Consider the following 12,372-nt stretch of genomic DNA (forward strand, 5'->3'; position numbering starts at 1 on the left):
CAGTCTCAGCGACGAGAGGCGGGACGTACGGATGGCGAAGCACTGGGCGGACTTCCAGTACGAGATCTATCTCCACGGCATGACCGGCGCCGTACCGCGGCTGCCGACCGATCTGACGCGGCTGGAGGAGCTCGCCGAGCGGCGCCTCGGCCCCGGCCCGGTCGGCTATGTGGCGGGCAGCGCGGGCACCGGCAGCACCGCCGACGCCAACCGGGCGGCACTGCACCGCCGGCGGATCGTCCCGCGGATGTTGCGCGAGGTGCACGAGCGCGATCTGTCCGTGGAGGTGCTGGGGCGGGCGCTGCCCGCGCCGCTCGCGCTGGCGCCGGTGGGCGTGCTGTCGATCATGCATCCGGAGGCCGAGCCCGGCGCCGCACGAGCCGCCGCGGCCCAGGGCGTTCCGTACATCCTGTCCTCCGCCTCCAGCACCCCCATGGAGGAGGTCGCCGAGGCGATGGGCGACGGGGAGCGGTGGTTCCAGCTGTACTGGGCGAAGGACCGCGAGGTCACCAGGAGCTTTCTGAACCGGGCGAAGGCGGCCGGATACACCGCGCTGTTCGTCACCCTCGACACCCCGCTCCTCGCCTGGCGGCCGCGCGATCTCGACCAGGCGTATCTGCCGTTCCTGCACGGCGTCGGCACCGCCAACTACTTCACCGATCCCGCGTTCCGTGCCGGGCTCGCCAAGCCGGTGCAGGAGGACCCGAACGCGGCCGTCATGCACTTCCTGGGAATGTTCGCCGACCCCGCCAAGACCTGGCCGGACCTGGCGTTCCTGCGCGAGAACTGGGACGGCCCGATCGTGCTCAAGGGCATCCTGCACCCGGAGGACGCCCTGCGGGCCGCCGAGGCCGGCATGGACGGGGTGGTCGTCTCCAACCACGGCGGCCGCCAGGTGGCGGGCTCCGTCGCCGCCGCCGATGCACTGCCCCGCGTCGTCGAGGCGGCGGCCGACCGGCTCACCGTGCTCTTCGACAGCGGCATCCGCACCGGCGACGACATCTTCAAGGCGCTGGCCCTGGGCGCGAAGTCGGTGCTGGTGGGGCGCCCGTACGCCTATGGGCTCGGCCTCGACGGCCAGGCGGGCGTCGAGCATGTCATCCGCTGTCTGCTCGCCGAGCTCGACCTGACCCTCGCGCTGTCCGGGCACTCCCGCCCGGCCACGCTGACCGCCGACGACCTCATCAAGGAATCCGCATGACCACCTCGCCGGACCCCTCCCCCACCACGGAGCCGCACACCGTGCGGAACGTCCTCGCCGTCGTCTCGCCGCATGTCGGAGGCCGCGCCGCCGGCGCCGGGCTGGCCGGCCTCTTCCCCGGGCAGACCCGGGTCACCGTCGTCGAGAGGACCGACGAGGACCCGGCGGCGCTGCGCGAGGCCCATCTCCTCATCACCGGCCTGGCCCCGGTCACGGCCGGACATCTCGCCGCCGCACCGGATCTGGAGCTCGTCCAGTGCGCCAGTCACGGCTTCGACTACGTGGACCTGGAAGCGGCGCGCGAAAGGGGCATCCCGGTCTGCAACATCGGCTCCAGCGGCGCGGAGAAGCAGAACGTCGCCGAGCAGACCTTCGCCCTGATGCTCGCCCTGGCCAAGCAGCTCGTCCCGGCCCACACGGCGCTCGTCGAGGCCGACTGGGCGCTGCCGCGCCTGCAGCGGTCCATCACCGAGCTGTCCGGCAAGACGCTCGGCATCGTCGGTCTCGGACACATCGGCGAGGAAGTCGCCCGCCGGGCCGTCGCGTTCGACATGGACATCGTCTACGCCGGGCCGAAGCCGGTCGCCCCGGAGACCGCGGCCCGCCTCGGCGGCGCCCGCCATTTGAGCCTCGACGAACTGCTGCGCACCTCCGACTACATCACCCTGCACGCCCCGCTCACCGACCGGACCCGCAACCTCCTCGACGCGGAGCGCCTGGCCCTCCTCAAACCCACCGCTTTCCTGATCAACACCGCCCGCGGCGCCCTCATCGACCAGGACGCCCTCGCGGACGCCCTGGCCGCCGGCACCCTCGCCGGGGCCGGTGTCGATGTCTTCGACCCCGAACCGCCCACGGCGGCCCTGCGTCTGCTCAAGGCCCCGAACGTGGTGCTCTCCCCGCACGTCGCGGGAGTCACCCGCGAGACGCTGGTCCGTATCGCCCTAGCCGCGGTCCAGAACGTCATCGACCACCTGGAGGGCAAGCCGCTGCGGGACGTCGTCTCGTAACGGCACGCGCCACGGCCGCCCACCGCCGGCTGCTCCCGCCCGACCGGCCGAAGCCGCGCTCGTGCGGGAGCAGCCGGATGCCGATGCCCCTTCGGGTCCTCGCCCCGGCCGCCCCCCCGGCTTCCGCACATCGCTCTTTCCTGCATTCCAGCCATTGTTCGGCGCATCGGTGACGTACCGGTCCGGCTCTGTTGTGATCACCATGGACCGTCTCGCCGATCAACAGGAAAGGCCGGTGCACGCTCGTGGAACCCCGTGGACGCACCCGTTGGGCGATGGGTGGGCTACTCGCCGGAGGCATCCTCGTCAACTTCCTCGACCGCACCGCGATATCGGTGGCGAGCTCCTCGATCGCCGACGACTTCGGGCTGGACCTCCAGCAACTCGGTGTGGTCCTCTCGGCCTTCACGTGGTCGTACTGTCTGGTCCAGTTACCCGCCGGTCTGCTGGTGGACCTCCTGGGCGTCTCGCGGCTGACCCGGATCGCCTCCGCACTGTGGGCCGTTGCCGGGCTGCTGACCGCGGTGGCCGGCGGGGTGGGCCCCATCATCGCGGCCCGGCTGCTGCTCGGGGTCGCCGAGGGGCCCTCGATGGTCGGCGCCTCCAAGGCGACCGCGGCGTGGTTCCCGCTCGGCGAGCGCGGCAGGGCGACGGCGATGTTCGACGGCGCCACCAAGCTGGCCAACATGGTGGCGTTCCCCGTCCTGGCGTTCGTGATGAGCGAGTGGGGCTGGCGGGCCGGGTTCCTGTTCACCGCCGTGGTCAGCGCGCTGTTCACCGCGGTGTGGTGGTGGGGGTACCGGGACCCGTCCGCGTACCGGTCGCTGCGTCCGGCGGAGCGGGAGTTCATCCTCAAGGGCGGGGCCCGGGACGTCGACCGGGGCGGGGCGGAGCAGTTCCGCGTGGCGCTGCGCTCCGGCAGGATCTGGATCCTGTCGTGCGGTTTCGCCTGTTACGGCTACACCATCAACATCGTGCTGACCTGGATGCCGGAGTTCCTCCAGCGGGAGTTCCATGTGCGGCTGCTGCAGTCCGGCTTCTATTCGATGATTCCGTGGGCGGTGGCGACGGTGGCCGAACTCATCGTCGGAGGCTGGCTGGTGGACCGGCTGGTGCGCCGGGGCCACCAGCCGTGGACGGTCCGCAAAACGGTTCTGACGTGCGGGCTGGCGCTCGGCGCGGCGATCGGCGCCGCCGGGAGCGCCGGGTCACCCGCCGTCGCCGTCGTCTGGATGTCCGTCTCCCTGGCGGGGCTGGCCATTGCCGCGCCCGTCGCCTGGAGCCTCCCGGGGCTGCTCGCACCGCCGGGGACGGTGGGAGCGGTCAGCGGACTGATGAACTTCCTCAATACGGCGGCCACGGCCGGTGGTGTGCTGCTCACCGGCCGGCTGGCGCAGGTGACCGGATCGTTCGAAGCGCCGTTCCTGTTCGCGGTCGCGGTGCTGGCCTGCGGGGTGGCGCTGTACTGGCTGGCGCTGCGCCCGGCCGCGGTGCCGGACTCCGGCCCGGCCCGGCAGCTGCACCGAGTCTGAGGTCCTCGGCAAGCCTCCTTGTGCTTAGGCAACGCACCTGCACATGATGGGCAGTTGCTGTGTCCGTCATCACAGATTCGACACCTGACGCCCGGGAATCCCTAGTATGGGTGGGCAGTTCTCGGCAGGGGGGCGTGGAAAGCAGCTATGCACACTGTCGGCCCTCTTCCGCTCAGGCCTGACACAGCGCCAGGGCATCCGCAGCAGTCGCCGGAGCTGACCGATCCTGCCCCAGACACCACCACTTCAGCGTCGAGTGCCGCTGCGGTCGAGGTTCGCCGCCGATGAACGAGGTAGCTGTCTTAGCGTCGTGCCTGGCGCGATTATCCTGGCCGCCGGAGCGGCTGGCCCGGGAGATCAACAAGCGGTGCGGTAGCGGCACCATCAGCAGCAAGGCCCCCTACAACTGGCTGAAGGGGGCCTGCCCCCGGCGCCGGCTGCCGTACATCGTCGCCAAGATCTTGTCCGACCAGCTCGGCGAGCCCATAGCGGTCGAAGCGCTGTGGCCCCGGCACTTCCCCGCGGCACCGTCACCTCAGCGCATCCCCGCTCAACGGCGCCCCATGACGTCCGTGCCGCCGCAGGCCGCCGCCCTGGATCCGGTCACCGCCTCGGTGGACTGGCTGGTGGCCGACGACGCGCCGCCGCCTTCCCGGACGCGCGGCGAGGAGGTCCCCGAGGTCGCGGTCGAGGTGCTGACCGTCAGGATCCAGCAGTTGCGTCAGCTGGACGACAGCTGCAGCAGCGGGCTCGTACTGGACTGGGCGCTCCAGGACCTGCAGTGGGCGAAGAAGCTGGCCGCCACCTACTCCTACGACACCTCGACCGGTCTGCGACTGCACCGGATCATCGCCGAACTCGGCCAGCTCACCGCCTGGTTGACCGCCGACCAGGGCATGGACGAGCTGAGCAATACCCGCTTTCTGAGCGCCCTGAGCGCCGCACGTACCGCCGGCGACCGGCCGCTCGCCGCGTACATCATCTCCTGTATGAGCTACCGGGCCGTCTGGGCCGGGCGGACGGAAGAGGCGCTGCGTCTGATCCGGATCGCCCGCAAGGGAACGGCGCAAGAGGACATGGGCATCGGTCAGGCGCTGCTGGCCACGCGCGAGGCCAGAGCCCGTGCGGGCCTCGGCGACGAGGCGGGCTGCCGGCGCGCCCTGGACGAGGCCGCCGAGCTGAGCCGGGCCGGCCGGCCCTCGTCCGAGCCGCCATGGGCGTACTGGCTCACGCCCGCGGTCATGGTGGCCGATGCCGGGCGGGCCTGGCTGGAGTTGGGGCGCCCCCAACAGGCGGAGTGGCATCTCGCGCACGGGATCGACCTGCTCCAGGGCAGCCAGCCGCGCAATCTGCTGCTGCACAGCACCTCGCTGGCCGAGGCACGACTGGCGCACCGCGAGGTCGACGGTGCCGCGGAAGCCGCCGCGGAGGCGCTGACCCTGGCCGAGAACATCAGCTCGCAGCGCGCCCACTCCCGGCTGATGGCTCTGCGGCAGCGGTTCGTGCGATATGACAGTGCGGTGGCGCGCGAGATCGTGCAACGGGCCGACGATCTGCTGGAAGTGGATCGGACACGGGCGACGTGCTAGAGGGTGAACCCCGAGGTGTGTCAGTGAGCGCTGGCGGTCAGCGTGTGGACGGCCGGCCGGCCGGTGCGGCGGTGGCCGGGAACGCGGTGGCCAGGGCGCGGAACCGGCGCGGAACACGGACCGCGGCTGTGGCCGGGAGGCGGCCGCCGTGCCGTGGTGACGCCTTCGGCAGGCCGTCGGCCCACACCGGCGGTGCAGTGGCACGGGCACGGGCCCTGGTCGTCACACACTGAAGGACGGCCCCTCCCGCCGCGCGCCTCCTTGGCGGGACCCCCAGACCCGGAACGGCATCCAGGAGAACAGGAACATATGCGAGTCACCCACGAGGCACCGCTTGCCCCGATGACGACGCTGGGCCTCGGCGGACCGGCGGCGGCCCTCATCGAGCTGCACGACCCCGCGGACTTCCCCGAGTTCGTCGCACTGGCCGGCAGCTTCCCCGGCGAGCCCGTCTGTCTGGGCGAAGGAAGCAATGTGCTGGTCAGCGACGCCGGATGCGACAGCGCCGTGCTGCGGATGAGCACCAAGGGCGTACGCATGGCCGGGAGCACCGCCGACGGACGGGTGCTGGTGGAGGTCCAGGCCGGTCATCCGCTCGCCGATCTGGTCGACACCACCGTCGCCGAGGGCCTCACCGGTATGGAGATGTTGGTGGGCATCCCCGGGACCACCGGCGCCACACCGGTGCAGAATGTCGGCGCCTACGGCCAGGAGACCGCCGACACCTTGGTGGAAGTGACGGCATGGGACTGGACGTTGCGCCGCACGGTCACCATGGATGCCGCGGCCTGCGGGCTGGGCCACCGCACCAGCGTCTTCAAGCGCTCCCGCCGATGGACCTTGCTGAGCCTGGTCTTTGCGCTGCGCCGGTCCGAGCTGAGCGCGCCGCTCACCTACCGGACGGTCGCCGCCGAGCTCGACGTTCCGGTCGGTCGCCGGGTGCCACTGGACGAGGTGGCCCAGGCGGTGCTCGCCGTCCGGAAGAGCAAGGGGATGGTGCTGGGGTGCAGCGGCACCGACGACCGCTCGGTCGGCAGTGTGTTCCTGAGCCCCGAGATCTCCCCCGCCCAGGCCGAGCGCCTGCGGGCGCGCAACGCACCGGTGAACCGCTTCCCCGACGGCTCGATCCGGGTCAGTGCGAGCTGGCTCATCCGGCAGGCCGGATTCGAGCTGCGTCGGCCGATCGTCACGGGCGTACGCATTTCCTCACTGCACTACACCCTGGTCGCCGAGGAGGGTGCGAGCGCCGCCGGCTTCACCCAGGCGGTCGAGATCGTGCTCCAGGAGGTCCTGCGCCGTACCGGAGTACGGCTCACCGCCGAAATCGACTTCCTCTGAACTCGGCCGCCCGCTCCCGGAGTGAGAGAACTCACGCCTCTTCGCCCGTTTCCCACCCTGAACGATTCGGCATTGCGGGGAACGTCAATGTCCGGACGGCAGGCGAGGGGCGCAGTTGACGGGCCGGTCGAACGCAAACCGGCATTCCGCCGGGTCTCTTTTCCCGAACGCACTCTCCTCAGGTGCGCGCAAGTTCTTTTGCCCGAGGTGATATTCCGGCCCTCTTGATGGCTCGCCGAGAGGGCCGGAAGCGCCCGTCCGCTCCACCGCGCACCGGACAATGGTGGCAATTCGCCGGTGAACTCAGGCCGTCGGCAAGGGAAGTCGGGACGAACCGGATCCCCGCATTCCGCGGGCCGCACGAAGCGGAGCGCATCCTCCATACGCTTGACACGACATGCACCCCCGATGGAATATCCGACGGTTGCGAAATCTCTGCAACAACCGGAAATGCTCCGGGATTAAAACATCTTTCTTTGGAGGGGACCATGGAGAACATCATCACCAGCATGGACGAATTCGACCTCGACCTCGACATGGAAATCACGGATTCGGCCACGGTCGCCATGAGTGCGCAGGAGTCGAAGCTCATGACGCAGGTCTGTCCGGTCACCTCCTGGAGCTGCTGAGACAGGGGTGCGGGGCGGCGCCGAGGACTTCGTCCGCCGCCCCGCACCGTCGTCGGGCGAAGCAGGGCGCGCGGAGCGGGGCGGAGAGAATCGTGGGCGGCAGGAGTGACGTCGGTTTCGAGTGCGGGACGGTGGCTCTGGTGCGAGCCGCGGCCCTCCCCCTGCCTTCGGACGACGCACCGGCCAGGCGGCCCCGGCCCGCCGCCGGGGACCCGCACGAAGAGAGCTGGCTGCGCCGTCAGGTGACCCAACTCGCCGCCGACCCACGGCTCATGGAGGCGGTGAGCCTGGCCAGCGCGGGCCTCGCGGCGGAGGTCGCCCGAGTCGTCACGGGCGAACGGCTCAGGCTCAAGTCGCTTCGTCGTATCGCGGTGTCACTGACGAAGTACCACTCCCGGATGTCCCACCGCCCCACCCCGTTCGGCTTCTTCGCGGGGGTCGGTGTCGCCGGATTCGGATCCGCGCCGGCACGGGAGATGGTCGGTGGCGGGCACAGCGTGACCCGGCCGGACGCGGACTGGCTGGACGGTGTCCTGGAGACGCTGCTCGATGTCCCGGCCGTATTGGAACGTTCCCGGCTCACCGCCACCAACCTGCGCACCGTACGAGACGGCCGGCTGGTGCTGGTCGACCACCATGACCGCACCGGGGAGCGGCAGTTGGCGGGCTCGGTGCGCCATACCCGGGTGGTCCGGCACCTCCTGGCGGCCGCGGCGCAGGCCACGCCCTATCCCGAGCTGGTGGAGGAGGGAAAGCGGCAGTTCCCCCAGGCACCCGAGGGCGCGGTCGAACGCAGCATCGGGCAGCTCGTACGCGGTCGCTTCCTGCTCAGCGATCTGACGCCGCCGCCCGACTGCACCGCCCCTCTCGACCACGTATGCGACCACTTGTACGGACTCAATCATCCGACAGCTCACCAACTGCGCGGCATCAGAGCCGAGTTGACCTCGCTGGACGGCACGCCACCGGACTCCCGGCGAGCCCGGCTGACCGCGGTCTCCGAGCGGATGCGGGCGGTACGGCCGGCCGCTGACGTCCTCCAGGCCGACCTGGCGCTGGAGGTACGGCTGACCCTGCCGTATGAAGTGGCCCGGGAAGCGGAGCGCGCCGCGACGGTGCTGTCGCGGACCTCTCCCGTTCACCGGGGCAATCCGTACCTCCGCGACTACCACCTGGCCTTCCTTGAGCGGTACGGCACCGACAGGCCGGTCCCGGTCCTGGATCTGCTCGACGAGGCCCGGGGACTGGGGCTGCCCCGCGACTACCGGCGGCGCGGCGGCCCGCCGCCCGTCCCGCCCTCCCCCGATAGCGCCGCCCGCGACCGCGTCCTCGGCGAACTGCTGATGGACGCCGCCCGTCACGGCAGCCGCGACGTGGTGCTCGACGAGGAGACCGTAAGCGCACTGGAACCGGCCGGGCGCGGACCGGCCCCCCTGAGCATGGAGGTGGGAGCCGAGCTGGTCACACCGGGCTGGGACGCCCTGTGCGGCGGGGATTTCCATCTGGTGCTCGGGCCCCATGCGGTGTCCCCCCTGGCCGGGGCGATGTTCAGCCGGTTCGCCCCGGTGGTCGGCGGCCGGTCGGCCGGGCAGATTCAGGATCTGGCCCTGCACACCGTGCGGACCGCGCCGCACGACGAGATCCCGGCGTGTGTCGCCTACCGGCCCAGGGTGGCGCGTTCCGGCAATGTGTCCGCCGTCCCGCAGTGGCTGCCCCACCGCATCCCGCTGGGCGTCGGCCCCGCCGCGTCGGAGACCGCACACGATCTGCGCCTGGAGAACCTGGCGGTGTACGCGGACGCGGACGGCCTCCGGCTCGTCGACAGCGCGACCGGCCGAAGGGTGCGGCCCCTGTCGTACTCCATGCTCAACCCGAGCAGCGGTCATCTTCCGTACGTGGCCCGGTTCCTGCTGGAAGTCGGGCAGGAAGGGCGGACCTTCTGTGCGCCGTGGAGCTGGGGAAGCTGGGCCTCGGCGCCGGTGCTGCCCCGGGTGCGCCACGGCCGGACGGTGCTCTCCCCGGCACGCTGGCTGCCGGACCGGGCCCTGCGCGCCGCGGCCGACCGCGGGGACGAGGAATGGCGCGCAGGGGTCGGACAGTGGCGGCGGCGCTGGGACGTCCCACGGCAGGTGCTGCTCACCAAAGCGGACCACCGCGTCGCGGCCGACCTCGACGACCCCCTGCACCTCATGGCCTTCCGCGACGAGGTGCGGCGGGCGCCCGGCCTGACGGTGGTGGAGCAGTTCGGAGGCCGAGCCGAGCGGCAGTGGTTCCGGGGCCCCGAAGGCTCCCATGCCGCAGAGTTCTTCTTCCCCGTCTTCGCCAGGCCCACCGGCCGGAACACCGCGCGCGACACCCCCACGGCGGCGCCGGTCCCGGTCCCGCTCCCGCTCCCGCTCGCGACGAGGGACACGGACAGCGGCCGCGGAGCGCGGGCTCACCTGCCCGGTGGCGAATGGCTCTACGCCAAGATCTACGTACCCCGGGCCCGCCAGACGGAGGTGCTGGCCCGTCACCTCGCACCGCTGACCGACCCCGGACTGCTCCGCAGGGCGGGCGCCGACCTCTGGTTCTTCCTCCGTTACGAGGATCCGGCACCCCACATCCGGCTGCGCTTCCACGGCAAGCCGGAATCCCTGTGGCCGGTGCTGCTGCCCGAGCTCCGCTCCTGGGCGCAGGCGCGCGAGGAGGCGGGGCTGCTCGGGAAGGTGGTGCTGGACACCTATGAGCCCGAGGTCGAGCGGTACGGCGGCCCGGCCGCCATCGGCCACGCCGAGCGCTTCTTCCACAGCGACAGCGAATCCGCCGTCACCCTCCTGGCCATGGCCCCCGACCGGCTGGGCGATCCGACGCTGCCGGCCGCGCTGGGCGTCCTCGACATCCTCACCCACCTCGGGGACCCGGACCAGGCGCTCGGCTGGCTCAGCCGCCCGTCGGTACTGGAGCGCCGGGGAGACGTACCGCGATCCCGGAAGCAGGCCCTCGCCGCCCTGCTGGATCCCCACGGCAGGCCCCGGCCGCCGGCCGCCGCGGACGGCTGGGGCGTGGGATGGAGCACCCGCGCTCCCGCGCTGACCGGCCTGCGCGAGGCGCTCTCCGCCGCCGGGACGGACCCCGACCGGACGGGACGGATCGCCCTGAGCCTGACGCATATGCACTGCAACCGGCTGCTAGGCCCGCGCCCCGAACAGGAACTGGCGGCGCATGTGACGGCCCGTGAGGCGCTCGCGCTGTGGCTCGGCCGGAAGAGGAACAACAGGTGACCGCGACCGCACCCCATGCCTTGTGCGACGCGGCGTCGGACATCGCCCACCGCGTCGCCGACCTGCTGAGCCTCCCGGAGCAGGTGGCCCAGGCCGCCCGTGGCGCCTGCGCCGCGCTGCCGCCCCCACTGCCGCGGGCCGGCTGGCAGCCCGCCTCGCTGCTGATCGGACACCCCGGCATCGCGCTGCTGCACACCAGATGCGCCCGGAAGGACGCCCGGTACGCGGCCCTCGGCCACGCCCATCTCGCGGCGGCCGTGGCGGCGGCCACCGACGTCGGCCCGGCCGCGGTCGGTGACCTGCTGCTGCCCGCGCGGCTGCACGCGGACGCACACGGCGGATACGCCAGGCTGCTGGCACGCAGCGCCGAGGTACATGCCGCATACGTCCGCGCACGGGTCGCCCGCCTCGTCGCACGGCGGCAGGAACACGGCCCCGGGCTGGCGTACGGCGACTACGACGTGATCGCGGGCCTGGCGGGAGAGGGACGCGGCCTTCTGCTGGCGGCCGACCACTGCGACGAGCGGTGCGCCTCGGCACTCGGCGACGTCCTGGACTTTCTCGTCGGCATCAGCCACCCCGTCCGCCCGGCCGGAGGAAACGGAACCGAGGTGCCGGGTTGGTGGTGCGCACCCGACCGGTACCTCGTCCCGCGCGACCGCCAGGAGTTCCCGCGGGGCGACTTCAACATCGGTGTCGCCCACGGGATTTGTGGCCCGCTCGCCCTGCTGTCACTGGCCCACCGTTCCGGGCACCGGGTGCCGGGGATGCAGGACGCCATCCGACGCATGGCCGACTGGGTGCTGAGCATCGGGTACACCGACGGCCGGGGCATGCAGTGGCCCGGCCGCGTCGCCTTCCCCGGCCGCCCCGGAGAGCCTCCCCGTTCCCGGCCCTCCCCGACCACAGGAGCGCGCAGCAGACCCGGGTGGTGCTACGGGACGTCCGGCATCGCCTGGACCCTCCGCCTGGCCGGGCAGGCGCTCGGCGACCACCGGATGACGGCCGTGGCCGAGGAGGCGGTCAGCGCTCTCGCACACCGCGCACCCGACGGGCCGGCGGCCGACGACCCGGGCCTGTGCCACGGCCGTGCGGGCATCCTCCACACCACCGTCCGCATGGCCACCGCCACCGGACGTACGGACTGGTGGGAGGCCGCGGACGACCTCGCCCGGGAACTCGTCGCGGACTTCGACGAGCGAACTCCCTTCGGCTACACCCAGGTTCTGCCACCCGCACCACCGCCGACACCGTCCCCGAACCCCGCCCCGCACCGCGTCGACAACGCCGGACTGCTGGACGGCGCCACCGGCATCGCCCTCGTACTGGCCGACTACGCCGACGCCCGCCGGGGAACCGCACCCGCCGCGCACAACGGCTGGGACGCGGCGCTCCTCATGGGCTGACGGAACTCGCTTTCCCACCGGCACGGCGGTTCCGGGGCCCGGGCGGCGAGCCGTCGGCGGCGGGAGGCGCACCCGACGACGACGGTGAAAGCACCGGTGAAACCCGGCGAGTCAGTACCCGCCAGGCGTCGGCCGGTTCTCGAAGCCCGTCAGCCCCTCCGGCTCTTCCTCATGGACGGACACGGTGTTGACGGTCGCCATGGGCGGACCCTCGCGGGCCCAGTCCACCAGCTTCTGAACGGGCTCGGGTTCCCCCTCGAACACGGCCTCCACCGTCCCGTCCGGCAGATTGCGCACCCAGCCGGCCACTCCCTGCTCGTCGGCCGTGCGCCGGCAGGTGTCGCGGAAGAACACACCCTGCACGTCTCCGGAGACCACCACCCGTCTGCGGATCATCCGTGCCT

At 72.0% G+C, this 12,372-nt stretch carries 9 protein-coding genes; 8 read left to right on the forward strand and 1 reads right to left on the reverse strand.

Features of this window, described 5'->3' with window-relative positions; genetic code table 11:
- The first annotated feature begins 31 nt into the window (after positions 1-31).
- The 8 genes from ACGFWI_RS08995 to ACGFWI_RS09030 all read left to right on the forward strand — a co-directional run bounded on the left by ACGFWI_RS08995 (position 32) and on the right by ACGFWI_RS09030 (position 11,968).
- Positions 32-1,201: a lactate 2-monooxygenase gene (locus tag ACGFWI_RS08995; RefSeq protein WP_393905263.1), complete on the forward strand. Its 1,170-nt coding sequence runs from the start codon at positions 32-34 to the stop codon at positions 1,199-1,201.
- A complete protein-coding gene (locus ACGFWI_RS09000) occupies positions 1,198-2,211 on the forward strand; it encodes a 2-hydroxyacid dehydrogenase (RefSeq protein WP_393905264.1) in 1,014 nt (337 codons plus the stop codon). Before ACGFWI_RS08995 ends, ACGFWI_RS09000 begins: the two co-directional genes overlap by 4 nt.
- Before the next feature lie 275 nt (positions 2,212-2,486).
- Positions 2,487-3,743: an MFS transporter gene (locus ACGFWI_RS09005; RefSeq protein WP_393905265.1), complete on the forward strand. Its 1,257-nt coding sequence runs from the start codon at positions 2,487-2,489 to the stop codon at positions 3,741-3,743.
- 284 nt (positions 3,744-4,027) lie between these two features.
- The gene (locus ACGFWI_RS09010) at positions 4,028-5,332 is read left to right on the forward strand and encodes a hypothetical protein (protein WP_393905266.1); all 1,305 of its coding nucleotides are present in this window, start codon (positions 4,028-4,030) and stop codon (positions 5,330-5,332) included.
- A 309-nt stretch (positions 5,333-5,641) separates the two neighbouring features.
- Positions 5,642-6,670, forward strand: a complete 1,029-nt coding sequence (locus tag ACGFWI_RS09015; RefSeq protein WP_393905267.1) for a UDP-N-acetylmuramate dehydrogenase — start codon at positions 5,642-5,644, stop codon at positions 6,668-6,670.
- A gap of 488 nt (positions 6,671-7,158) precedes the next feature.
- Positions 7,159-7,299 (forward strand): hypothetical protein, encoded by a 141-nt coding sequence (locus ACGFWI_RS09020; protein ID WP_164993100.1) that lies wholly within the window; start codon positions 7,159-7,161, stop codon positions 7,297-7,299.
- A gap of 92 nt (positions 7,300-7,391) precedes the next feature.
- Complete coding sequence (locus ACGFWI_RS09025; protein ID WP_393905268.1) at positions 7,392-10,562, forward strand: lantibiotic dehydratase; 3,171 nt, start codon at positions 7,392-7,394, stop codon at positions 10,560-10,562.
- On the forward strand, positions 10,559-11,968 hold the full coding sequence (locus ACGFWI_RS09030; protein ID WP_393905269.1) for a lanthionine synthetase C family protein: 1,410 nt from the start codon (positions 10,559-10,561) through the stop codon (positions 11,966-11,968). The genes ACGFWI_RS09025 and ACGFWI_RS09030 overlap by 4 nt, the downstream gene beginning before the upstream one ends.
- 111 nt (positions 11,969-12,079) lie before the next feature.
- Here ACGFWI_RS09030 and ACGFWI_RS09035 read toward each other — a convergent pair whose 3' ends face one another.
- Positions 12,080-12,364 carry an acylphosphatase gene (locus tag ACGFWI_RS09035; RefSeq protein ID WP_393905270.1) on the reverse strand — a complete coding sequence of 95 codons (285 nt, stop codon included), beginning with the start codon at positions 12,362-12,364 and terminating at the stop codon, positions 12,080-12,082.
- Between the last annotated feature and the right edge of the window lie 8 nt (positions 12,365-12,372).

The sequence above is a fragment of the Streptomyces sp. NPDC048434 genome (genome assembly GCF_043200375.1).
Lineage (GTDB): Bacteria > Actinomycetota > Actinomycetes > Streptomycetales > Streptomycetaceae > Streptomyces.

Coding starts and splice junctions, on each gene's coding strand:
- ACGFWI_RS09020 (WP_164993100.1), top strand. CDS start 7,159: ATGGAGAACATCATCACCAGCATGGACGAATTCGACCTCGACCTCGAC.
- ACGFWI_RS09010 (WP_393905266.1), top strand. CDS start 4,028: ATGAACGAGGTAGCTGTCTTAGCGTCGTGCCTGGCGCGATTATCCTGG.
- ACGFWI_RS09015 (WP_393905267.1), top strand. CDS start 5,642: ATGCGAGTCACCCACGAGGCACCGCTTGCCCCGATGACGACGCTGGGC.
- ACGFWI_RS09000 (WP_393905264.1), top strand. CDS start 1,198: ATGACCACCTCGCCGGACCCCTCCCCCACCACGGAGCCGCACACCGTG.
- ACGFWI_RS09035 (WP_393905270.1), bottom strand. CDS start 12,364: ATGATCCGCAGACGGGTGGTGGTCTCCGGAGACGTGCAGGGTGTGTTC.
- ACGFWI_RS09005 (WP_393905265.1), top strand. CDS start 2,487: ATGGGTGGGCTACTCGCCGGAGGCATCCTCGTCAACTTCCTCGACCGC.
- ACGFWI_RS08995 (WP_393905263.1), top strand. CDS start 32: ATGGCGAAGCACTGGGCGGACTTCCAGTACGAGATCTATCTCCACGGC.